Source organism: Rhodoferax sp. P1_F3, assembly GCF_056405715.1.
Genome location: NZ_JBFUBO010000002.1, coordinates 116591 through 139794 on the forward strand (window position 1 = coordinate 116591; position 23204 = coordinate 139794).

Here is a 23204-nt window from a genome sequence, read left to right on the forward strand (position 1 = left end):
TCACAAAATTACTTTATAGTTCAAGTCATGAAAATCGCCATCGTTGGTTCCGGCATCTCCGGTCTCGCCGTCGCCCACACGCTGCGCGGGCAGGCAGACCTCACACTGTTCGAAGCCGGCAGCTACTTTGGCGGCCATACGCACACGGTGGATGTGACCCTACCTGGCCCCCAGGGCCCGGTCACGCACGGTGTGGACACCGGCTTTCTGGTGTTCAACGAGCGAACCTACCCTAACCTCATCGCCCTGTTGGCCGAACTGGGCGTGGACACCGCAAAGTCCGACATGTCGTTCTCGGTGCAAGTGCCCGGTGCCAAGGCCGGTGGCCTGTTGGAGTGGAGCGGCTCCACGCTCAGCACCGTGTTTGCCCAGCGCGGCAACCTGGTCAACCCGCGCTTCTTGCGCATGTTGCGCGATGTGCTGCGCTTTAACCGTCTGGCAACGCACATTGCGGAGCGCAATGCCGAGGCCGAGCTGATGCAGCCACTGAGCGCGTTTCTGGACCAGCACCAGCTCAGCGCCGAGTTCCGCGACTGGTACTTCCTGCCCATGCTGGGTTGCATTTGGAGTTGCCCGACGGACCAGATGCTGCAGTTCCCCGTGGCCACCATGATCCGCTTTTGCAACAACCACGGCCTGATCCAGGTGAGCAACCGGCCCCAGTGGTGGACGGTGACCGGCGGTGCCAAACACTATGTACAAAAGATCGTGGCGCAGGTGGCCGACAAACGCCTGAACACTCCAGTGCAACGGATCGCGCGGACCGCTGATGGCGTGCTGATCACGAGCAAGGGCCAGACCGAACATTTTGACAAGGTGGTGCTGGCCAGCCACTCCGACCAGTCGCTGGCGCTCCTGGCCGATGCCACCGCGCAAGAACGCGCCACGCTGGGCGCCATCCGCTACCAGGCCAACCGGGCCGTGCTGCACACCGACACCACGGTGTTGCCGCGCGCACGCCGCGCCTGGGCTGCCTGGAACTACGAACGCAGTGTCGACGGTGCGCAGGACGCCACCCGGGTCTGCCTGCACTACCTGCTGAACATGCTGCAACCCCTGCCGTTTGCACAAAGTGTGGTGGTGTCGCTGAACCCGGTGCGCGAAATCGCGCCCGAGCATGTACATGGCAGCTTTGACTACGCCCACCCGGTGTTTGACCTGGCCGCCATCCGCGCGCAAGGCGAGGTGGGCGCGCTACAAGGCCAGCAGCACACCTACTTCTGCGGCGCCTGGACCGGCTATGGCTTTCACGAAGACGGCCTGAAGTCTGGCCTGAAGGTGGCCAAGCGCCTGCAGGCCGTGCTGGCGGACGGAGCCTGATCCATGGCCCAAGCTGCGCGCGTGCCCCCGACGCCCCACACAGCGCTGCTGGGTTTTGGGCAGGTGCGCCACACGCGGCTGCGGCCCGTGCACCATGCCTTTGCCTACGGCACCTACTTCCTCATGCTGCCGCTGCGCAGCCTGCAGGCGCAGGGCCCCGGCGCGCTGGCACGCAACCGTTGGGCACCGCTGAGCTTTTATGACCGCGACCATGGCGATGGCCGTGGCCCCGAGCAAGGCGGCGCATTGGCCTGGCTGGATGCGCTGTTGCACGCCGAGGGCATTCTGGATGCCGATGGCGAGGCCTGGCTGCACTGCTACCCGCGCGTGCTGGGCTTTACCTTCAAACCCGTGAGCTTCTGGTACTGCCACCGCGTGGACGGCAGCCTGCGCGCCATCGTGGTGGAAGTGAACAACACCTTTGGCGAGCGCCACTGCTACCTGCTGGACCAACCAAGTTACGGCGCAGAGCTGCGCGCGGACAAGGTGTTCCACGTCTCGCCCTTCTGTCCGGTGGAGGGTGGTTACCGCTTCCGCTTTTTGCTGACCGCTGACCTGCAGCGCACCGTGGCGCGCATCGACTATGACGACGCACAAGGTCCGCTCATCGAAACCAGCGTGAGCGGAACACTGGTGCCACTGACTGCCCAGAGCGTGCGCCGCGCGCTGTGGACCTACCCGGCCATGACGCTGGGCGTGGTGGCGCGCATCCACTGGCAGGCGCTGAAGCTGTGGCTCAAAAGAGTCCCATTCTTTCACAAGCCCGTGCCGCCCACGACCTTGACCACCCGCTAAACCTTTGTCCCTTTGCATGACCGTGTGAGACACCCCATGAACACCAACAGCATCACCTCCACCGCGCCTTCGTTCACGCTGCCTCGCGGCACCCCGGCGGCGGCGCGCACTGTGCTCAAGCTGCTGCAGCACCTGCGCCACGGCAGCCTGACGGTGCAACTGCCCGATGGCAGCATGCAACGTTTTGGCGGCGAGGCACTACCCCACGCCAGCCTGCAGATGCACAACTGGAATGTCTGCAGCGCAGCACTCAAGTCAGGTGATATTGGCTTTGCTGAAAGCTTTATCGCGGGCGACTGGAGCACGCCAAACCTGACCGAACTGCTGCGCGTGCTGGTGAAGAACCGGGCCGAAGTAGAGGGCGTGATCTACGGCACCTGGGCCGGGCGCCTGCTGTACCGCATCAAACACCTGCTGAACCGCAACACCAAGGCCAACAGCCAGAAGAACATCCACGCCCACTACGACCTGGGCAACGCCTTTTACACGCTGTGGCTGGACGAGAGCATGAACTACTCGTCCGCCATCTTTGCGGGCAACACCAACCAGCCCATGGCCGAGGCGCAACAAGCCAAGGTGCGGCGCGCGCTCTCCATGGCTGGCGTGCAGGCGGGTGACCGCGTGCTGGAAATTGGCTGCGGCTGGGGTGCGCTGGCCGAGATGGCGACCACCGAATTCAACGCGTCCATCACCGGTGTGACCCTGAGCACCGAGCAACTGGCGTTTGCGCGTGAGCGCATGCAGCGCTTTGGCGTGCAGGACCGGGCCGACCTGCGGCTGCAGGACTACCGCGATATTGCCGATGCGCCGTTTGACGCGATCTGCTCCATCGAGATGGTGGAGGCCGTGGGCCGCGAGTACTGGCCCACCTACTTTGCCAGCGTGGCCCAGCTGCTTAAGCCCGGTGGCCGCGCCTGCGTGCAGAGCATCGTCATCGACGACGCGCTGTTTGACCGCTACATCACCTCCACCGATTTCATCCAGCAGTACATCTTCCCCGGCGGCTGCCTGCCCTGCCCGCGCGAGTTTCGTGCGCAGGCACGTGCTGCAGGGCTGGAGGTAGTGGACGAATACGCCTTTGGCCCCGACTACGCCGAGACCCTGCGCCGCTGGCGCGATGCCTTTCTGGCCGAGCGCGAACGTGTGTTGGCTGCCGGCTTCGACCAACGCTTCATGCTGATCTGGGAGTTCTACCTGGCCTACTGCGAAGCCGCCTTCGATGAACGCAACATCGACGTGGTGCAGTACACGCTGCAAAAGCGCGCGGCCTGAAGCCATCCCCCGCCATGCGCCACACCCTGCCCACCCGCCGAACCTTGCTGCGCTGGGGCGGGAGCGTGGGGGCGCTGCGCCTGGCCGGTGTGGCCAGTGCACAGGCAGCGATGCCCCCGGAAGTACAAGCCCAGCTGCCGCAGGCCAAGGCCGCCGGCGCTACGCGCATGCGTTTTTTTGGCCTCTCCATTTACGACGCGCAGCTGTGGGTGGCGCCGGGCTTTGACACCGCGCAGTACGCCGCCCACCCCATCGCACTGGAGCTGCGCTACCTGCGCTCGCTCAAAGGCCAAGCCATCGCCGAACGCTCGCTGCAAGAGATGCGCCGAGGCGGCACCTTGGACGCTGCCACCGAACAGCGCTGGCTGCAGGCCATGGGGGAGGCCTTTCCTGATGTGAAAGAGGGTGACCGCCTCACCGGCCTGCACACGCCGGGCGCGGGCACCCGCTTCTTCTTCAACGGCACACTGCGCGCCACAGTTGCCGACCCGGCGTTTGGCCCGCAGTTCTTTGGCATCTGGCTCGCACCCTGGACCAGCGAGCCACGCCTGCGCGGAGAGTTGTTGGCAGGGTTGGCACCATGACACGCAACACCGTGGCCACCCCGCCGTTCGACTGGCATGCCGGCTGGCGCTATGGCCTCATGGGCCTGCCGCTGGCCTTTGTGGCGCTACCGCTGTACGTCACGCTGCCCAACCACTACGCCACCGCCTTTGGCGTGCCGCTGGCCACACTGGGTGCCGTGCTGCTGGCCGCGCGCCTGTTCGACGCGCTGATCGACCCGCTGCTGGGCCGCTGGAGCGACCGGCTGTTTGCCCAGTCGCTGCGCGCCGTACTGGTCTGGGCCGCGCTGGCCTGCGCAGTGCTGGGCGCAGGTTTTGCGCTGCTGTTCTTCCCACCCGTCACAGGCCTCGGTGCCCTGGTGCTGTGGGCCACGGCCTGCCTGGTGGTCACCTACGCGGCCTATAGCGCACTCAGCATCCTGCACCAGTCGTGGGGGGCGCGGCTGGGTGGTGACGAAGTGCAGCGCAGCCGCGTGGTGGCCTGGCGCGAAGGCCTGGGCCTGCTGGGTGTCGTTTTGGCATCGATTGCGCCTCTAGCCCTCGGATTATCTGCGACAGCAGCTCTGTTTTTGATAGCACTGGGGACGGGTTGGGCCGCTTGGCGTGTGGCACGCCAGCCCCCCGTGGGTGCCGCCAGCGCAGCCGAAGCAGGCTTCTCCGCCGGCCAGCCAGCATCGGTCTGGCTGCCGTTCACGCGACCGGCGTTCCGTGCGCTGCTGGCGGTGTTTGTAGTCAACGGCATTGCCAGCGCCGTGCCCGCCACGCTCATCCTGTTTTTTGTGCAGGACCGGCTGCAGGCCCCGGCGAGCCAGCAGCCGCTGTTCCTGGGCAGCTACTTTGTCTGCGCGGCCCTGGCGCTACCGTTGTGGCTGCGCGTGGTGCCGCGCCTGGGCCTGGCGCGCACCTGGCGCCTGGGCATGCTGCTGTCCATGGCGGTGTTTGTGTTTGCCACCCAACTGGGTGCGGGCGACACCACGGCGTTTCTGGTGGTGTGCGCGCTCTCGGGCGTGGCACTGGGCACCGACCTAGCGCTGCCCGGTGCACTGCTCGCCGGCACCATTGCCGCTGCGGGGGACCGCGGCCGCACCGAGGGCGCCTACTTTGGCTGGTGGAACTTTGCCACCAAGCTCAACCTGGCGCTGGCCGCGGGTGTGGCCCTGCCGCTGCTGGGCCTGTGGGGCTACACGCCCGGCACGCGCGACCCTGCCGCGCTGCAGGCGCTCACCACCGCCTACTGCCTGCTGCCCTGCGCTCTAAAAGCCGTGGCCGCCGTGCTGCTGTCCACCCTCATCATTCGGAAGACCCCATGAAACGACGCCTGCTCCTGAACGCCGCCACGGCAGCCAGTGCGCTTGCGCTGGGCGGCTGCAGCACCCCACACATTGACAACTACTCCAACGAAAAACCGGTGCTGGACCTACAGCAGTACTTCAACGGCGTGCTGGATGCCTACGGCGTGTTCACCGACCGCTCGGGCGCGGTGGTCAAGCGCTTCACCGTGGTGATGCGCTGCAGCTGGCAAGGCGATGAGGGGGTGCTGGACGAGGACTTCAGCTACTCCGATGGCACGAAGCAAAAGCGCATCTGGCTTCTGAAAAAGCTGCCCGATGGCCGCTACACGGGCACCGCCGACGACGTGGTGGGCACGGCCCAGGGCCAGGCACGTGGCAACGCGTTTTACTGGACCTACACCCTAAGCCTGCCGGTGGATGGCTCTGTCTACGACGTCCAATTTGACGACTGGATGTACCTGATGACCGACGCCGTGATGCTCAACAAGGCCACCATGACCAAGTTCGGCGTGCGGCTGGGTGAGGTGACGCTGTCGTTCACCAAACGTCCATAGTTGCAAGCCAAATCGGCATCTAGCCCCCATATCCATTGCACGAGCAGCTATCAAAACAAGAGCAAAGGTTGTCCCATGCCCCTCTTTCAACCCCTGAATCCCCCGCTGCGCGACTGGCATGGCAAGACGGTTTGGATCGTCGGCGCCTCCAGTGGCATCGGGCTGGCCACTGCGGCCGCCCTGCATGCCCAAGGCGCGCAGGTGGTGGTGTCGGCGCGCAAGGCTGCGGCGCTGGAGGCCTTTGTGGCGGCGCACCCCGGCAGCACGGCGCTGCCGCTGGACGCGACCGATGCTGCTGCGGTGCATGCCGCCGCCGACCAACTGCTGGCGCGCGGCCCGCTGGACTGCGTGCTGTACTGCGCCGGCCACTACGCCGCCATGCGCGCCACGGCGCTGGACCTGGCCGACCTGCAGCGCCACACCGCGGTGAACTACACCGGCGCCCTGCATGTGCTGAGCGCCGTGCTGCCCGCTCTGCTGGCGCTTGGTGCGGGCCACATCGCGCTGGTGGGCAGCGTGGCAGGCTACCGCGGCCTGCCCAACAGCCTGGCCTATGGCCCGACCAAGGCCGCCCTCATCAACCTGGCCGAGACCTTGTACCTGGACCTGCATGGCAAGGGCATCGGCGTATCGCTGATCAACCCCGGCTTTGTGCAAACCCCACTGACCGCGCAGAACGACTTTGACATGCCCGCGCTGCTGACCCCGGCGCAAGCGGCCCAAGCCATATTGGCGGGCTGGGCGCGGGGCCGCTTCGAGATCCACTTCCCCAAACGGTTCACCCTGTGGCTCAAAGCCCTGCGGGTGCTACCGTACCGGGCCTACTTTTACCTGGTAAACCACGCCACCCTATGAACGCATCCCCCGTACCCTGCGACGAGGCCGTCACCCGCGTGGTGGCCTTGTTTGAAACCCTGACACCTGCTTCGGTGGCGACCCTGCCCGCGTTTTACGCAGCCGGTGCGCGCTTCAAGGACCCGTTCAATGATGTGACGGGCCTGGATGCCATCACGCATATCTTTGCCCACATGTTCGAGTCGCTGGAGGCGCCCCGCTTTGTGGTCCGCGAACGCATCGTGCAGGGACAGCAGTGTTTTCTGGCGTGGGAGTTCCGCTTTCGCTTCCGGCTCTTTCGGCAGGGGGAGGAGCAGGTGATTCTGGGCAGCTCACACTTGGTGTTTGACACTACCGGCTTGGTGACGCTGCACCGCGATTACTGGGACGCGGCAGAGGAGCTGTACGAGAAATTGCCCGTGGTGGGCGGTGTGATGCGCTGGCTCAAGAAAAGAGCCAACAGCTAGACGGGATCAGCGCCCGGTGGCGTTGGCCTGGTTACCGAACTTGCTGCCCTGGAAATCTTGGTGAAAGTCCACGGGCCTGCGTGGTTCCCACCAGGCGCGCAAGCTGGCAAACACATTGCGACAGCCGGTGCACTTGTACTCACCGGTGGGCTTCAGGGCCCCGTTGGCAGCGCGGTCGATGACCGGCTGGTAGCTGGTGGCACCGCATTCGCGGCACTTGTAAATGGTTTTGTAAGTCGCCATGGTGGGCAGACTGTAAGCACTGGCGCGGGTTTTGACCAGTGTTTTTGTGCAATACCTTGTAAAAACAAGGCTGGCAGCCGCTTTTGGGCCGCCAGACCGCACCAAACCTAGGCTGGAACCGTGTCGGCGAAGCTCGGGCGTTGCGCTAGCTTCTCGGCCAGCTTGGCCAAGTTGGGGTACTCGGTGCGCCAGTCGATCTGGGGGAAACGGAAGTCCAGGTAACCCAGCGCACAGCCCACGGCAATGTCGGCCAGGGTGAGGTGGATGCCAGCGCAAAAGGGCTTCTCGCCCAAGCCGCGGGCCATGGCTTTAACCACGTCGTTGACCTTAACCATCTGGCGGTCTATCCAAGCCTGGCTGCGCTGGGCCTTGCTGCGGCCGGCCCAGGTGGCTTCCAGGCGCGCCAGGATGGCGGCGTCCATCAGGCCATCGGCCAGGGCTTCCCAGGTTTTGATTTCGGCACGCTCGCGGCCCACGGACGGGATCAGCTTGCCCACGGGCGAGAGGGTGTCCAGGTATTCGACGATGACGCGGGAGTCAAACAAGGCTTCTGCGCCTTCCATGATCAGGCAAGGCACCTTGCCCAGCGGGTTCGACTCGGCGATGGTGGTGTCTGCCGCCCACACGTCCTCGGGGATGAAGGCGTAATCGAGCTTCTTCTCTGCCATCACGACGCGGACTTTGCGAACATAGGGGCTGGAAGTGGATCCGAGTAATTTCATGGGGTCTTGGCAGTTGCTTGAGGGTTGATTCTATCCAGCAGGGTTTGCCCGAACGGCCCCTGGGGCCGGGCGTGGCGCACAACCTACAATTCGGGGATGACTTTCTCCGCCATTTCCGCCCTCTCCCCGCTCGACGGCCGTTACGCCCCCAAGCTCGCCGCCCTGCGCCCCCTCACCAGCGAACTGGGCTATATGCACCGCCGCGTACAGGTGGAGGTGGCGTGGTTCATCGCCCTGAGCGACGCGGGCTTTGCCGAGTTCAAGCCATTGACCCCCGGAGCCCGTACTTACTTGCTGGGCCTGGTCAAAAACTTCTCGGAAGCCGACGGCGAAGCCATTAAGACTATTGAAAAGACCACCAACCATGATGTAAAGGCGGTGGAGTACTGGATCAAGTCCAAGTTCGAAGCGCGCCCTGAGCTGGAGAAGGCCGGCGAGTTTGTGCACTTTGCCTGCACCAGCGAAGACATCAACAACACCAGCCACGGCCTGCAGCTGCGCTCGGCCCGCGACGTGGTGGTACTGCCAGCGCTGGACAAGATCGTGCTCAAGCTGCGCGACATGGCCCACGCGTACGCCGACGTGCCCATGCTGAGCCGCACCCACGGCCAGACCGCCAGCCCCACCACGGTGGGCAAGGAGATGGCCAACGTGGTGGTGCGCCTGCAGGCCGCCTGCGACCGCATTGCCGCCGTTAAGATTCTGGCCAAGATGAATGGCGCGGTGGGCAACTACAACGCCCACCTTTCCGCCTGGCCCGACTTCGATTGGGAAGCCTTCAGCCGCAAGGTCATTGAAACCCACGAGCCACTGGGCCTGGGTCTGACCTTCCAGCCCTACAGCATCCAGATCGAGCCGCACGACTACATGGCCGAGCTGTTTGACGCCGTGGCGCGCACCAACACCATCCTGATCGACCTGAGCCGCGACATCTGGGGCTATGTGAGCCTGGGCTACTTCAAACAGCGCCTGAAAGATGGCGAAGTGGGCTCCAGCACCATGCCGCACAAGGTCAACCCCATCGACTTTGAAAACGCCGAAGGCAACCTGGGCCTAGCGAACGCCATGCTGCGCCACCTGAGCGAGAAGCTGCCCATCAGCCGCTGGCAGCGCGACCTGACCGACTCCACCGTGCTGCGCAACATGGGCGTGGCCCTGGGTTACGCCGTGCTGGCCTACAGCTCGCTGATGACTGGGCTGAACAAGCTGGAAATCAACGAAGCCGCGATTGCCGAGGACCTAGACGCGTCGTGGGAAGTGCTGGCCGAGCCCATCCAGACCGTGATGCGCCGCTTTGGCCTGCCCCAGCCGTACGAACAACTCAAGAAGTTCACCCGCGGCGAAGCCATGACCAAAGAGCTGATGCAGGGCTTTATCACCGGGCTGGCGATTCCGGAAGAAGAAAAGGCTCGCCTGCTGGCGATGACACCGGGCAGCTACACCGGCAAGGCCTCGGAGCTCGCAAAGCGCGTCTGATGGCACTCAAATCCACCATCTACAAGGCCAACCTGCAGATTGCAGACATCGAGAACAGCTACTACGCCGACCACGCGCTGACGCTGGCGCGCCACCCCAGCGAGACCGATGAACGCATGATGGTGCGCCTGGCCGCAATGGCGTTCAACGCCTACAAGCTGCAAAACGTGTGCAACGGCGACGGCACGCTGGCCTTTGGCGCGGGCCTGTCGGATGTGGAAGACCCGGACGTGTCGCTGACCGACTTCACGGGCCACAAGCGCCTGTGGATCGAAGTGGGCCAGCCCGAAGACAAACCTATCAGCAAAGCCTGCAACAAGGCCGACGCGGTGCTGCTCTACCCCTTTGCCCACTCTGCCGACATCTGGTGGAAGGGCATGGAGAGCAAGCTCAGCCGGCTGGACAGGCTGCAGGTGTGGCGCATTCCTTCCGTCACCTCGCAAGCGCTGGCCAAGTTGGCGCAACGCAGCATGCAGCTGCAGGCGACGGTGCAGGAAGGGGTGCTGATGCTGGGTGACGGCGTGAACACCGTGGACATCGAGCCGATTCGCTGGAAGTGACCAAAGGCTGCTTTGTGGGCGGCGTCACTTTGAGCCAAACAGGCCCCTAGCCCCCGTCAATACTGCGCCAATAGCTACTATTTTGGTAGCGCTTCTGCGTCAAGCATCGGGCCTTCGGCCGCACGCTCCGAGTATTTGTTAAACCGCCAGGAGGTGGCGTCCAGCGTGATGCGTCGCCAGGTGGCGCGCTTGGCGGCCGGACCCATCTCGGGCCAAAGCTGCACCTCTTCAAAGGTGCGGCCGCAACCCTTGCACAAGTCGTCTCCCTGGCTGGTAGAGCAGATGGCGATGCAAGGCGTATCGGGTGTGCTCTCGTACCAAGTCAGCCAGGCGGCCAGCGCCTTGGGTGGCATGGTGGCTTCGTCCGCTTCGGTCTCGTGGTAGTACACCAGCAGGGCATACACCTCGGCCAGCGCCCGCGTAGGAGCGGGCAAGGCGACTCCGTCGGGCGAGGGTTCGCGGGCCCGCCAGTAGTTGATGGCCGACTCGATGTCGGTGATGTGGATGCCTGCCATAGATTCCCGTAGAAGGGGGCGCATCATATACCGGCGGGCCCAAAACCCCCACTTTTCGCAGGCCCTTCCTGCACCTCCGTACACTGCGGGCACGAAGGGGAGTAGCTCCCATCCGCTGCCATCCAGCGGTTTTCAGCAAGTCGTCAATACGAAGCGTTTGCTTCCGGCTTGTTGGGCAAGGCACCATACCTTGCTGAGCAAGACCTTCGATTGGAGCCCACCGCGGGCTTGATCGAAGTGTGCTTGTGGTGCCCCCCACCCCATTCCCCCTAGATCCAGAACGCGGTGTGCGAAACATCGATTTCAACCTGGATCTGTCATGGAATTTCTCTCTGCCTCCTGGTGGTCAGCGCTGCTGGCCATCGTGCTCATCGACCTGGTACTGGCCGGCGACAACGCCATCGTCATTGCGCTGGCGGCGCGCAACCTGCCCGATCATCTCAAGCGCAAAGCCATTGTTTGGGGGACCGTGGGCGCCATCGTGGTGCGATCGGTCATGACGGTGGGTGTGGTGTGGCTGCTGAAGATTCCCGGCCTGATGTTGGTGGGTGGACTAGGGCTGCTGTGGATTGCCTACCAGCTGCTGGCCGACCAGGGCGGCAACGAACACGACGGCCCGATGGCCAGCACCTTTTGGGGTGCAATGAAAACCATTGTGGTGGCCGACGCCCTGATGGGCATCGACAACGTGCTGGGCGTGGCCGGTGCGGCCCATGGCGCGTTTGACCTGGTCATCATCGGCCTGCTGATCAGCGTACCCATTGTGGTGTTCGGCAGTACCGTGGTGCTGCGCTTGGTAGAGCGCTTCCCCCTCATCATCCAGCTGGGCTCTGCCGTGCTGGCATTTACAGCCGCCAAGATGGTCGTGAGCGAAGCGCTGTTGCGCTCGGTGTTTGGCGATGCATCGGGCATCGACGGCACCCAGACCGCTGCACGCTGGGCGGTCTACATCGTGGCTGTGGTCGGCGTGTTGGCCGCAGGCTGGTGGAGCCAAAAGCGGGCCCAGGCCGCCGTGCCGCTCAACGACTAAACAGGGCTTGCCGGTGCTATGCTGGCAGCATGAAATTACTCATCAAATGGCTTCTGAGCGCAACCGCCTTACTGGCGGTCGCCCATCTGTACAGCGGCGTAGAAGTGAAGAGCTTCACTTCGGCCCTGATTGCAGCCTTCGTGATTGGCTTGCTGAACACCGTAGTGCGCCCACTGCTGGTGGTGCTGACGCTGCCGTTCACCGTGCTGACGCTGGGCCTGTTCCTGTTTGTCATCAACGCACTGATGTTCTGGTCCGCCGCGGGCGTGCTTGACGGCTTTCATGTGCAGGGCTTCACCGCAGCGCTGATCGGCTCGCTGATCTACACCCTCTTGGGCCTGATCATCGAATCAGCGCTCGAGCGCTTGTTCTCGAAGTAACTGCTCCACCTGGCGCGTGCGGGTGTCCACGATGGACGCCTCGAAATGGTCAGCACCTTGCTTGCCGCTGCGCTCCATGTCCTGTGCGGCCTTCAAGCGCGCAAACGCAGCCGGATAGTCAAGCTGGGCGATATTGACCTCGGCCTCGGCCCGGATGGCTGCCAGGGTCTTGCCCTGGGCTGCTGACGCGCTGGCCAAGGTCTGCCAGGCCAACGCATCCAGCGGGTTGTCGGCCAGCCAGGTTTGCAATAGCTGGCCTGCCTGGGCCGCCCGACCGGCCTGCAATTGCGCTTGGGCGGTCAATAACAACTCGGCACGGCTGCCAGCCTGCACTTGGTCTCCGAGGGCAGCCTGCGCTTTGGCGCCATCGCCTTTGGCCAAGGCCAGCTCTGCCGCCAGCAAACGGACTTGGCGCGCAGCCTGCGGATCGCCCTTTGCAGCGCTGATCAAGCGGCCGAGTGAGGCGTCTGCCAGCGCAAAGTCGCGCAGCTTGGTGGCCGCCAAGGTAGCGCCATACAGCGTGGCGGCCTGCTGCATCGGGCTTTGCCGCGCCAAACGCGTCGGCTCGGCTTCCGAATACCAGTTGCGCAGCGCATCGACCGCCGAATTGGACAGCACGCGTGCACGCGCAGCGATCAACGCATGCTCCCATTGCGGCACCGGCGCGGCTGCCCCGTTGGCGGGTACGCGCGCCTGCATGTCGGCCATGCGCTCGGTGGTCAGCGGGTGGCTGCGCAGATAGGGAAAGCCACCCGAATCGTTGAGGCGGCTGGACTGCTGCAGTTTTTCAAACATGCTAACAAAGCCCTGCGGCGCAAAGCCGGCCTGCGAGGCCACCCCGAAGCCGACGCGGTCCGCCTCGCGCTCCATGTCGCGCGAAAAGTTGAGTTGGGTCTGGATCGCCGCAGCCTGGCCGCCCACGATCACAGCATTCGCCGCCCCGGGGTTTTTGCTGGCCGCCAACGCACCCAAAATCATGGCGCCGATCAACCATGGCGTTTGCTCACTCTGACGCGAGATCAAGCGCGCAATGTGCCGCTGCGTCACGTGGCTAAGTTCGTGCGCCAGCACCGCCGCCAACTCATCCCGGCTGGTGACCACACCCACCAGACCCAAATGCAGGCCCAGGTAGGCCCCCGGCAGGGCAAAGGCGTTGACGGTTCGGTCCCGCCCCAACAAAATCGTCCAGGCGTACTGTTCGTCCAGTTCTGGGGGCAATTCGCCCCGGGCACGCGCCGCCGCGAGGAGCGGCTGCCAGATACCCTGGACGTACTCCATGATGACGGGGTCGTCGATATAGTCCGGGTCCCGGTATAGCTCGCGCGCAATGCGATTGCCCAAGCGGCGTTCGGCGCTGGGGGTGATGGAGGCGCCGTCGCCAAGGTTCGGCAGGGTGCCTCCAATAGCGGGTGTTGTAGATTGCGGCAGAGCAATCAAGGGCGCCAGCATTGCTATGCAAACAATAGCTATCTGCGCGTATTTCACGGGGGCTAGCGGCACTTTTCTTTCGTGAATGGCTAAAAAGAATCCAAGGGCATAGTTGTCAGCACTTGCGCAGTCACTGGATCCAAGAATACCGTCCAAAATGACTTGCGCCCCACCAAGGGAAGGTAGACCACGTTTTCTGGGGTGCGATTCACTTCTTTTAGCACTCGGGCGATCTCTGCGGCCTGGGGGGCAAACCGGATGAGCAACTGGGTAGCGGGCTTGGCCGCTTGCAGAACATCGGCAGTCGCTTGTTCATATGGGCGCCAGAGATCGGGACGGGAGGCCAGGGACACGCCTTGCAGGGCCGCCATGGTCGCGTCCATTTTTTCCTTGTCGTCTTTGAACGGGCGCAGGGCCAGCAGAGTGGGGCCAGTGATAGGCAGCGCCTTGATACCTTCTGGAGTCTGCGACAGCAACGTTTCATCCACTTCAATGGCATGCGCTACACGAAATCGATCGATTTCGAAAACCATATGCACTGGTCGTGCGACAAACACGGTCCACAAACCATAGCCCAAAGCGCCTAATTGGATCAATACCACGAGGGACAAATCTCGCCGCAGTTCTCTCAAAGGCTTTGCGCGATTGAATATGGCCAAGGTGATCAGTGGCCCCAAGATGACATCCACAGAGATCACCAGTAAAAACAATTCACGCCCATCTGAAATTTCCCCATAGGGGTGGGGATACCAAAGGCCAAACACCAAGAACGCTGCGAAAAGTGCGATACCCAAGCTGAAAGAAAAATGAATACCACTGGCCTTAAGCCGATCTTTCCAAAAAGATTGAGAAGTAAATTTCATATCTGTACGGCATATGCCTTGATTTAACACCGCATGAGAACTGCGATTTTTGCGGAATCGATTAGCAACTTTAACCGAATCAACGCAAGCAAGGAGTGTCTGTGAAACCCCTTGAAATCCTGCGTGTCTTGCTTGGCATTCATGTTCCTTCTTGACATGGTATGCCTCACACAAAATTGCTGTCAGACTCGCACGCTGCTAGGCCACTCAACTAATCCACCACTCCTATTGGGGGTAAGGCCACTCCTTCCAACTGCGGGTATTTTTCATTGGCCCAGCTATCCCACACAGTCACTATCGCAGCGTATATTTTTGGTCCGTGCATTGCACGCATCACTGCCAGCTGTCTTTGTGCCTCCGTAACATTTCCATTCAATGCGAGCGAAAGGGCGTAGCGATTTTGAATCGCAGGCCAGGGAAAACGTTGGGCAGCCATTTTCAATAGCGCCAACGAATCAGCGGTCATTCCCGGAGCGGGCACCGTACGCGTCGCCGCGTTCATCGCGTCAAGTTGATCCAAAATTAATATGTGTGGACGCAAGTAATTGGCCGGTGTTTGACCGATCTTCAAGGCCTCAAAGCGTGCCACACGAAAGTCCTCTTCTGCGAGGACATAGTCGCGCACTACGATCAGCCCGATCAGAGTCCACCCAAAAAATACCGTGGTTGCCAGCCCATGGGATAGCCGGAATTCAATCGCATTCGAGCGCCGAGCGTCGAGAACACCTATCGCCAAACAAGCAGGGAATAGAAAGTATGTATATGCGAAGGGGAACTCCAGCATCGAATGCAGTGCGAATGGTATAAGCAGCGAGGCAGCGTACCAATCGGCAGCGTTGCGAACATGCTTCATACGCTGCACACACCAGTATGTTGCCAACCCAACCCACACTACCGTCAACGGCACCCCAAATCCAATTGCCAATTCAAGAATTACGTTGTGTGCATAGGTGAAAGCTTCGCTGCTTGAATACCGGTCCAACACGGCATTGAGCGCTACCGAGACCCCATGAAAGCCCCAACCCAACAGGGGGCGCTCTGTGATGGCGGCAAGTAATTGCGGCCAAACCACGAGCCGTGTTCCCGCCTGTGCATTGACGAGCCTTGTATTCAAGCTACTTTCAAACCACCCACCCTCCTGAAATCCAACCAGAAAGCTAGGCCAAAGAAGAAAGAGTGCAGCCCCAAACACGGCGAAGCCAATGGATACCATCCAACGATTTTTTGCGTTCCCGAGGTGCTGTGCTTCGACCAACCAAGCTGCAATTGCAAACACGCCGATCAGAGCGGTTCGAGACTCGGTCATGGCCAGCCCGATCAATAAAATCGTGCAAAACAGGAATGCCAAATACTTTGATATTTTTTGGGAGATATACAGGTACACGGTACTCGCAACAGCCCACAGAATCAACGTGCCAAGGTGGTTGGGCTGAGCCAAATTCGCACCTGATCTCCCCCAGCTTGGCATAGGGTTCACAAAGGTGTATTGCCCTTCAGGGTGTAATGATTGGAGTGCGGCCACAATTGCACTGCAAATACCGGCGAACACCACGCCATACGCCAACGCCTGCAATTCAAAGGAATTCGTTCCCAGTCGGCGGCCGGCCAACATCGCAACAATCATCCCAACAAGGTAGAGAGCGAAGATTGCTGCGTCACCGGTAAACTGCGTGAGTTTTGTGACCGCTTGAAACGCAATCAGGACCAATGCCAGCAGCAATGAAATTTCCGGGCCAGACAATACCAATGCATTGCGGTCAGAGCGCTCTAGCAGAATCGCCACAAACAACGCAGCTACGGCTGCAAATGCCACAAGCTCACTATGAAATGAAACCCACGGTGAAAAGTGACTGGATTGCAGCCATGATGCGCACAAAAGCGCCACCCAAATTATGTGAAGTTTTGTATTTCTAAGCACGATGGCAAGTCTCTAACAATACCCAAGTGGGGAAAAACTCCTTTGGGCATAAAAAAAGCGCCCAAAGGGCGCTTTTTTAGGCTGAAGCATTGCTGCTATCAAGATGCGCGGCATGAACCGGGCAAGAACTTCGGTGCCACTCCGGTAGCACCGCTACCAGGCCCGCACAACCAAGCATTGATTGCATTGCCTGCTACGGGCGGTACGCAGGTAGCAAACGTAGAAGCACCCGTGGCACATGGTGCAAGCCTAATGGTTCCGCCTGCAACGTAGGAGCCGCCGCTCGCCATATTATTAATTGATTGCGATGTTACCGTGATCACAGCGTCGCCTGTAACGGGAACCGCAGCAACCGCCGAAGTGGTAATTTGCCTAACGTACTTGGATGTGGAAACGGAACTCTCACAACCGAAGCCGTCGGCCGCAGTGGGAAGAGAAGTTCCCGTTTGGAAAACCTCAGTAATCGAAGTACGGCAGCTAGATGCCGCCAAAATCACTTCGGACATTTTTGCACGCACGGTGTAATCCTGGTATGCGGGCAAAGCCACAGCAGCCAAAATACCGATGATCGCAACCACAATCATCAATTCAATTAGGGTAAAACCCCTTTGCATAGAACGCTTCATACAAACCTCCAAAAAGTGTAAGAGCGCTAATCCAGCAGACTTCGTGCCAGCCCCAAAATTGAAAAATGTGGCCAGGAAGTGTCTTTTATGTGCTCAATATAAGCGGCTCAGCACACACGGGGCACGGACTGCGTGACATTTTTGTCACTTAATACAAACCTGCCGCACCATCTTCAAATCCGTCAGCCCCATCATGATCTTCTCCATGCCGTCCATCTTGAGGGTGCGCATGCCCCCCTCCACCGCGGCAGAGAACAATTCGGCCACACGCGAGCGCTCTTGAATGAGCTTTTTCACCGCGTCATCGGCCACCATGAGCTCATGCAGGCCAATACGCCCCTTGTACCCCGTCTTGTTGCACTTATCGCAGCCGACGGCTTTGTAGAGCTTGAGTTGTCCGCTGTCCCCGTAGGTCTGCATCCACTTATCGACCATTTTTTTGCTCTCACCGGCATAGTCCTGCTTCCAACTCTGCGTGTGGCGTAACTCTTCGGCGTATTCAGCGGCAAAAAGACGCATCTCTTCGGCATCGGGCACATAGGCGACCTTGCAATCGCACAATTTTTTGGCCAAGCGCTGCGCCAAGATACCGAGTAGCGCATCGGCAAAGTTGAACGGGTCCATGCCCATGTCCAACAAACGTGTAATGGACTCAGGTGCAGAGTTAGTGTGCAGGGTGGAGAACACCATGTGCCCGGTCAGCGAAGCCTCCACGCCCATGGATACAGTTTCCTTGTCGCGCGACTCACCCACCATGATGATGTCTGGATCCGCGCGCAAAAAGGCTCGCATCACCAACGCGAAGTCAATTCCCGCTTTTTTATTGATCTGAACCTGCCGCAACCCCTTTTGGGTGATTTCCACTGGGTCCTCGGCAGTCCAGATTTTCGTGTCTGGTGTGTTCAGAAACTTCAGGATGGAATGCAGCGTAGTGGTTTTACCCGAGCCCGTGGGTCCACACACATAGAACAAGCCGTACGGCTTGCTGACTGTGGCTTCCAGTCGCGCCTTGTTATGCGGAGTAAGGCCCAATTTCTCCAAAGGAATTGGCTCACCCGCAGCCAGAATCCGCATGACCACGTCTTCCACACCGCCCGCGGAGGGAATGGTTGCCACGCGCAACTCAATGTCCAATGGCCCGTACTTCTTGAACTTGATCTTGCCATCCTGCGGCTTGCGCCGCTCGGAGATATCAAGGTCACACATGATTTTCAGACGGGTCACCATGGCCTGCCTGAAATGTGCGGGCACTTCCACATAGGGCACCAGGCTTCCGTCAATCCGAAAACGGATGCCGGTCTTGAACTTACCCGGCATGGGCTCGATGTGGATATCCGACACCTTTTGGTTGTAGGCGTCGATGATGACCTTGTTCACGAACTTCACCAGTTCGTTGTCCGCAGCTGCGGACTCCAGGGACTCGTCATTGCTCCCATCCTCTATGGGGCCGCCGTCCATGTCGGCAAGCAACTGGTCAATCGTGCTGCTGTCAGCCGCGGCACCAAACAACTGCGCCAAGGTTTCACGAAACTCGACCAGCGTTGTCACCCGGTAGGCAAACTTGGTAACGCGTGGAAACACCTGCGGCACGACCCGAGAACCTTTGACCGCCTCCGGATCCACACACATGATGACCAAGCCATCTGGAGACTCCTCCAGTGGCATCCATTCCTGCTCTTCGATGAACTCACGCTTGAGAGCCCCCTGCAGCATCTCCGACCGAATGCGCCCGGGATTGAAAGGCTCATAGGGAACGCCAAAGAATTTGGCAAGCGCCCCCCCCAGTTGCGCCGATTTGATGCTGTAGTCAGCCATCAACCGTTGCTCCACCGACTGACCTTCATTGCGGGCATCTTGCACGCACTGGGCGAGCTCTTGCTCGGTCAGTATGCCGTCGGAAATCAGCCCATCGTATTTGGTGGTCTTCCGCTGTATGCCGCCTTCCGGACCTTTGACACGCTGGCGAATGGCCGTAGCTAGCGTTTTGCACAACTCAGTAACACCATCTACCTCAAGCTCACCAAAGGGCTCGTCACTTTTGTTGTTGATGACTTGCAAAACCCCGTGCAGGGTTCCGCCGTCCATGATGGGCGCCACCAACATTTGTTTCGTACGATACCCAGAGCGTTTGTCGACCTCTTTCAAGAACGTCAACGAAGGATGGATCCGTTTAAGCGCATCCTCGTCATAAACGTCAGGCAGATTCAGCGCAGTTCGACTAAATGCGGCGTAGCCTGCCAGGCTCTGCGGGGAGATGGGCAGCTTCAAATCCCGGCTGCTGTTCAAGCCCGTTTTGATTTTGGAAATAATCGCCGTCTGATCTTCCGTCACCGCGTACAAGGTCAATCGATCGGCGTTGAGCAGCTTGCAAATTTCCTGACTGGTTTCCAGCATGATTTGCTCAAGCTGCTCGGTATCGTGAATGCGTGCTGTGACCTGGTGCAGTTGCCGGTAAAAAAGCGCCTCAAAGGTCATGCCTCTTTTTTTGGAAGGCAGCTTCTGCGACTCAAAAAAAGCCTGCTCGGACGATCGCTCGGCTCCACTGGGCTGAATAACCACGCTCATATCTCAAACTCCTGCCCCGCACGCAGCCAGCGAATGTCATGCGTCACATCTGGGCCGAAAGGCAGGGTCTGGTCGAATCGCTGTATCTCGGCCATGATCAACTCAGTCTCAGCTGGCTTGGTGTGGGTGATGTAAATGGGGAAACTTTTGCCCTTGCGAATGCAGTCCAGCTCCTTCGCCAGTGCACTCGGCGACAAATGCAGACTCTTGCGGGCTAATTCTTTTTCGCGGTTGCTGAACGCCGTTTCAATGACCAACATGGCTACATCCAATTGGTTGATGCGCGTCCACAGGGCCGGGTTTCGCTCTGTGTCCCCAGTAAAGACCCAATGCCCTGCCCCAGCAGAGACTGCGAACCCCACCGCTGGCACCGTATGCACTGCTGGCAATACCTCGATGCGACTCCCCGCCAACTCCAAAACTTGGCCCACTTGTATTTCCACAAACCGTACAAACGGAGCCTGCACTGTAGGAATCCGTGAAAAATCGGGCCAAATCACATCGTTAAAGATATGCGCTTTAAGGGCAGCGATCGTGCCTGGCAGTGCGTAGATGGCAATCGGCGATTGCCGTTGCGACGCCACGGCATCGACCATTAGTGGCAAGGCTGCAATGTGATCCAGGTGCGAATGGGTCAAGAACACGTGGTCAACTTGCCCCATTTCCTCTAGCGTCAGATCACCCACACCGGTCCCTGCGTCCACCAAAATTTGGCGGCCCACAAGGAATGAGGTGGTCCGGCACTCTTGGGCGATGGCACCCGAGCAGCCAAGTACGCGTACTTTCACAAACGAGGCCCTATTTGGTTTCGAAGTTGGTGGCGCCGTCCCATTCTGGATCGAATGGGAGCAACCGCATAGAGGCTACCCGCTCAGAGTACAACTGGTAAAGGTATTTTTTGGCATTCATGCGCATCAAATTGATAAGCAGCACATCTGCCTGATCCCAATTTTGCGCCCTATAGGCCTTTAGGAATTGCGCCCAAGTCTTGACCTCGTCCACCACCTCGGCACTCACTCGCGCAAGCGGCGCCAAAGGCCAGAAGATCGCCACTGCTTGCTCCTTACCCTTCACCCGAACCCGGTCCAACTCCTGCCACGCGAAATCTGGCGCCAATTTGCGTGTGGCTTCGCTTACCACGATATCCACACCGTACGCCTTAGACAAACCCTCCAGCCGAGACCCCAGATTGACCGCATCACCAATCACGGTGTAGCTGCGACGAATGTTAGACCCCATGTCTCCGACACACATGGTGCCGGTGTTCAAGCCAATCCCAATCCCGATCTCCGGCAGGCCCTTGGCTCGATGTTCCAGGTTGATTTCCCGAATGGCATTGGCCATTTCCATGGAGGACTTGACGGCCAAATGGGCGTGCTCAGCGGTCTCCACCGGAGCGCCCCAAAACGCCATGACGCAATCGCCCATGTATTTGTCGATCGTTCCGCGGTTCGCGCGAATCAAACTCGTCAGCCGACTGAACACCCCCGTGAGCAACTCTTGCAGTTGTGTTGGCTCCATCCGCTCCGACATTTTGGTGAAACCGCGCATATCGCAGAACATTACCGTCAGCTCACGGTTTGTCGCCTTCATGCTATAGCTGTCAGGGTCTTTCACCATTTCATCCACCAGCTCGGGTGGAACATAGGTACCAAACAGATTGGCCAACTCACGCTTGGAACGGCTCTCTACAAAGTAGCCGTAGCTCATATTGAGACCAAAAGCAGTGATGGCCATGGTCAACGCAGAAGCCAACGGCAGCACCAAGCCGTACGATAGGTAAAGCCATAAGTTGGTGAGCACCAGCACGCTCACCACAGCCACGCTCAACAGCACCGCACGTGGTGCCGACAACAACGGAAGGCCTATGGACAACAGCAAACCCGCCAAAGTGAGAATGACAACCTCATAGCCCACCGCATAGTCCGGCTTCACCAATACGCTGCCATCCAACAGTGCAGAAATAATGTTGGCATGGGTCTCCACCCCAGGGTAAGTCTCTCCCACTGGGGTGACACGCAAATCCAGCAGACCCGGAGCGGTGGTCCCCAGCAAAATGATTTTGTCCTTCAGGCTGTGCAGCGGTAGTTTTTTGGACAACACATCGGATGCGGACACATACCGGAACGACCCGCCTTGCACACCACCCCGCCCCCGATACGGCACCAGCGTAGCCACACGCTCATCGACCGGAATGGCCAGCGCTTTTTCCCCCTGCTTGAGCAATACACGGTCCATACCCTGATAGCTGCGAGCCAGGAATTTCTCGTTGGAAAACCCGGGGGCCACTTTGGGCATGCCCGCAACGGCGCGAAACATCGCCAAAGAGATGGACTCGTAATACTGCCCCTTGTATTCAGCCAACAAGGGCAAGGACCGAACGACCCCATCCCCGTCGGTAATTGAATTGAAAAAACCTGCCAGTGGCGCTGCCTTGGCCAATTGGTCAATATTGGAGCCAAATCCATTCCAAGACGTAGCCTTGATGGGGCGCCCCTGCAATACATCTGGAGTCAATACAGGGGCCGGCAAAGTTCCGTTGGAGCGACCTTCACCATCGCTCGTCAGGTAATACCCCATAACCACCGGGCGGTTGGCAATGGCGCGCGCAAAAGCTGCATCGAAATCGAGTTCAGGTTGTAGCTGCCGCAAACGGTCGGCAAACCCAGCCTGGTCGCGAAACTCGTTGCGCGCCAACTCATTGAGCCGGGTCAGACCGGAGCTCTCATCCGCCTCTGCAAAGACCACGTCAAAACCAATGAGCGCGATCTGCTGCTCATCAAACAACGTGGTGATCAATTGAGCCAGCTTGTTTCTACCCCAAGGCCAGCGCCCTACCTCTGCCAGGCTTTTTTCGTCAATATTGACGATGACAATCCGGTCATCCTGCGTATTGGGCATAGTGGCCCGCAGACGAGCGTCATAAATGATGTCATCCAGACGCTGCAAAACACCAATGCGCACCGCGCCCACAGCATGCAGTAGCGCCAAGATCACAGGGATCAGGGTCACCGCGATGCGGGGCCAATGCCTAGTTAGCGACTGCATTTCAAACCAGGCTGAATTCCAATCTGCATGTGGTCAGGCCGGATTGGCCCGCTCAGGTTTGGACGAATTGCATTTGTGTACCCGCCAACTCCACCAAATCGCCATTCTTCAGCGAAATGGGATCGGAGCCGATCGGGGAGCCATTTAGAGTAGGGTTGCCGGCACCCTCTACATGGTGCACAACATAGCCATGCTGTCGCCGTGTGATCGCAGCCACGGCAACACCGGGCTTGCCGATGGTGGTCACGACCTTGGTCAAAGGTACTTCGCGCCCGGAAGCGGCGCCCGAAAGCACTTTGATCGCAGCGTGGAATGCCCCGATGCCGGTGGAGTCGCCTGCTGAAGTGGGGTATCCGGAAGCAGGTGCCGCTTGGGGTGCCACCGCAGGGCGCGCGCGCACCACCATGGTTTTGTCAAAGTTGTCGGCAACACCATCACCCACGAACTTGATTTTGTACTTCCCAATCTCGATACCATCACCGTTGTGCAACTGCTGCTTTTTCACAGCCTTGCCGTTGATGTAAGTGCCGTTGGTGCTGTTCAAGTCTTCCAGGAAAACTTCGCTACCAGTCATTTGGAGCACGGCGTGCTCACCACTCACTGCCAAATTGTCAATCACGATGTCGTTGTAAGGACGGCGCCCCAACGTCGTGCGCTCTTTGGTGAGCTGAACTTCCTTGATCACGACCTCATCGATCGAAACGATCATTTTCGGCATGATCGACTCCTTTTC

Annotated in this window: 23 protein-coding genes; 12 read left to right on the plus strand and 11 right to left on the minus strand. The window is 60.0% G+C overall.

Features of this window, described 5'->3' with window-relative positions; all coding sequences use genetic code 11:
- Nucleotides 1–27 precede the first annotated feature (27 nt).
- The 8 genes from AC1DZ5_RS03170 (at nt 28) to AC1DZ5_RS03205 (ending at nt 7097) form a co-directional block, all read left to right on the plus strand.
- The gene (locus tag AC1DZ5_RS03170; protein ID WP_477885977.1) at nt 28–1320 is read left to right on the plus strand and encodes an NAD(P)/FAD-dependent oxidoreductase; all 1293 of its coding nucleotides are present in this window, start codon (nt 28–30) and stop codon (nt 1318–1320) included.
- Nucleotides 1321–1323: 3 nt separating this feature from the next.
- Nucleotides 1324–2115: a DUF1365 domain-containing protein gene (locus AC1DZ5_RS03175; protein ID WP_477885978.1), complete on the plus strand. Its 792-nt coding sequence runs from the start codon at nt 1324–1326 to the stop codon at nt 2113–2115.
- A gap of 36 nt (nt 2116–2151) precedes the next feature.
- Nucleotides 2152–3387: a class I SAM-dependent methyltransferase gene (locus tag AC1DZ5_RS03180; RefSeq protein WP_477885980.1), complete on the plus strand. Its 1236-nt coding sequence runs from the start codon at nt 2152–2154 to the stop codon at nt 3385–3387.
- Between the two features lie 14 nt (nt 3388–3401).
- On the plus strand, nt 3402–3971 hold the full coding sequence (locus AC1DZ5_RS03185; RefSeq protein ID WP_477885982.1) for a chalcone isomerase family protein: 570 nt from the start codon (nt 3402–3404) through the stop codon (nt 3969–3971).
- A complete protein-coding gene (locus AC1DZ5_RS03190; RefSeq protein WP_477885984.1) occupies nt 3968–5260 on the plus strand; it encodes an MFS transporter in 1293 nt (430 codons plus the stop codon). The genes AC1DZ5_RS03185 and AC1DZ5_RS03190 overlap by 4 nt, the downstream gene beginning before the upstream one ends.
- Nucleotides 5257–5796, plus strand: coding sequence for a DUF3833 domain-containing protein (locus AC1DZ5_RS03195; RefSeq protein ID WP_477885986.1), 540 nt, complete (start codon nt 5257–5259; stop codon nt 5794–5796). The genes AC1DZ5_RS03190 and AC1DZ5_RS03195 overlap by 4 nt, the downstream gene beginning before the upstream one ends.
- 75 nt (nt 5797–5871) lie before the next feature.
- The gene (locus tag AC1DZ5_RS03200; RefSeq protein ID WP_477885988.1) at nt 5872–6651 is read left to right on the plus strand and encodes an SDR family NAD(P)-dependent oxidoreductase; all 780 of its coding nucleotides are present in this window, start codon (nt 5872–5874) and stop codon (nt 6649–6651) included.
- Nucleotides 6648–7097, plus strand: a complete 450-nt coding sequence (locus AC1DZ5_RS03205) for a nuclear transport factor 2 family protein (protein WP_477885990.1) — start codon at nt 6648–6650, stop codon at nt 7095–7097. The genes AC1DZ5_RS03200 and AC1DZ5_RS03205 overlap by 4 nt, the downstream gene beginning before the upstream one ends.
- 6 nt (nt 7098–7103) lie before the next feature.
- On the opposite strand, the gene AC1DZ5_RS03210 is transcribed toward AC1DZ5_RS03205, so the two are convergent.
- Together AC1DZ5_RS03210 and AC1DZ5_RS03215 are read right to left on the minus strand one after the other, a co-directional pair.
- A complete protein-coding gene (locus AC1DZ5_RS03210; RefSeq protein WP_477885992.1) occupies nt 7104–7340 on the minus strand; it encodes a hypothetical protein in 237 nt (78 codons plus the stop codon).
- Between the two features lie 107 nt (nt 7341–7447).
- On the minus strand, nt 7448–8062 hold the full coding sequence (locus tag AC1DZ5_RS03215; protein WP_477885993.1) for a glutathione S-transferase N-terminal domain-containing protein: 615 nt from the start codon (nt 8060–8062) through the stop codon (nt 7448–7450).
- Between the two features lie 96 nt (nt 8063–8158).
- On the opposite strand from AC1DZ5_RS03215, the gene purB reads away from it, so the two are divergent.
- Both purB and AC1DZ5_RS03225 read left to right on the plus strand, forming a co-directional pair.
- On the plus strand, nt 8159–9538 hold the full coding sequence (purB, locus tag AC1DZ5_RS03220; protein WP_477885995.1) for an adenylosuccinate lyase: 1380 nt from the start codon (nt 8159–8161) through the stop codon (nt 9536–9538).
- Entirely contained in the window at nt 9538–10098 is a 561-nt protein-coding gene (locus tag AC1DZ5_RS03225; protein WP_477885997.1) for a YaeQ family protein, read from the plus strand. Before purB ends, AC1DZ5_RS03225 begins: the two co-directional genes overlap by 1 nt.
- 77 nt (nt 10099–10175) lie before the next feature.
- On the opposite strand, the gene AC1DZ5_RS03230 is transcribed toward AC1DZ5_RS03225, so the two are convergent.
- Entirely contained in the window at nt 10176–10613 is a 438-nt protein-coding gene (locus AC1DZ5_RS03230; RefSeq protein WP_477885999.1) for a DUF3717 domain-containing protein, read from the minus strand.
- Between the two features lie 319 nt (nt 10614–10932).
- Here AC1DZ5_RS03230 and AC1DZ5_RS03235 point away from each other — a divergent pair, with 319 nt between their 5' ends.
- Both AC1DZ5_RS03235 and AC1DZ5_RS03240 read left to right on the plus strand, forming a co-directional pair.
- Nucleotides 10933–11643: a TerC family protein gene (locus tag AC1DZ5_RS03235; RefSeq protein WP_477886001.1), complete on the plus strand. Its 711-nt coding sequence runs from the start codon at nt 10933–10935 to the stop codon at nt 11641–11643.
- Nucleotides 11644–11672: 29 nt separating this feature from the next.
- The gene (locus AC1DZ5_RS03240) at nt 11673–12023 is read left to right on the plus strand and encodes a phage holin family protein (RefSeq protein WP_477886003.1); all 351 of its coding nucleotides are present in this window, start codon (nt 11673–11675) and stop codon (nt 12021–12023) included.
- Here AC1DZ5_RS03240 and AC1DZ5_RS03245 read toward each other — a convergent pair.
- The 8 genes from AC1DZ5_RS03245 to AC1DZ5_RS03280 form a co-directional block, all read right to left on the minus strand.
- On the minus strand, nt 11994–13472 hold the full coding sequence (locus AC1DZ5_RS03245; RefSeq protein WP_477887030.1) for a M48 family metalloprotease: 1479 nt from the start codon (nt 13470–13472) through the stop codon (nt 11994–11996). The genes AC1DZ5_RS03240 and AC1DZ5_RS03245 overlap by 30 nt on opposite strands.
- Before the next feature lie 68 nt (nt 13473–13540).
- Nucleotides 13541–14314: a TfpX/TfpZ family type IV pilin accessory protein gene (gene tfpZ / locus AC1DZ5_RS03250; protein ID WP_477886005.1), complete on the minus strand. Its 774-nt coding sequence runs from the start codon at nt 14312–14314 to the stop codon at nt 13541–13543.
- A 211-nt stretch (nt 14315–14525) separates the two neighbouring features.
- Nucleotides 14526–16127: a PglL family O-oligosaccharyltransferase gene (locus AC1DZ5_RS03255; RefSeq protein ID WP_477886007.1), complete on the minus strand. Its 1602-nt coding sequence runs from the start codon at nt 16125–16127 to the stop codon at nt 14526–14528.
- 203 nt (nt 16128–16330) lie between these two features.
- Nucleotides 16331–16858, minus strand: a complete 528-nt coding sequence (locus AC1DZ5_RS03260; RefSeq protein WP_477886009.1) for a pilin — start codon at nt 16856–16858, stop codon at nt 16331–16333.
- A gap of 144 nt (nt 16859–17002) precedes the next feature.
- The gene (locus AC1DZ5_RS03265; RefSeq protein WP_477886011.1) at nt 17003–19423 is read right to left on the minus strand and encodes an ATPase, T2SS/T4P/T4SS family; all 2421 of its coding nucleotides are present in this window, start codon (nt 19421–19423) and stop codon (nt 17003–17005) included.
- The gene (locus AC1DZ5_RS03270; RefSeq protein ID WP_477886013.1) at nt 19420–20211 is read right to left on the minus strand and encodes a 3',5'-cyclic-nucleotide phosphodiesterase; all 792 of its coding nucleotides are present in this window, start codon (nt 20209–20211) and stop codon (nt 19420–19422) included. The genes AC1DZ5_RS03265 and AC1DZ5_RS03270 overlap by 4 nt, the downstream gene beginning before the upstream one ends.
- Nucleotides 20212–20221: 10 nt before the next feature.
- Nucleotides 20222–22471 (minus strand): CHASE2 domain-containing protein, encoded by a 2250-nt coding sequence (locus tag AC1DZ5_RS03275; RefSeq protein ID WP_477886015.1) that lies wholly within the window; start codon nt 22469–22471, stop codon nt 20222–20224.
- 52 nt (nt 22472–22523) lie between these two features.
- The gene (locus AC1DZ5_RS03280; RefSeq protein ID WP_477886017.1) at nt 22524–23189 is read right to left on the minus strand and encodes an FHA domain-containing protein; all 666 of its coding nucleotides are present in this window, start codon (nt 23187–23189) and stop codon (nt 22524–22526) included.
- Between the last annotated feature and the right edge of the window lie 15 nt (nt 23190–23204).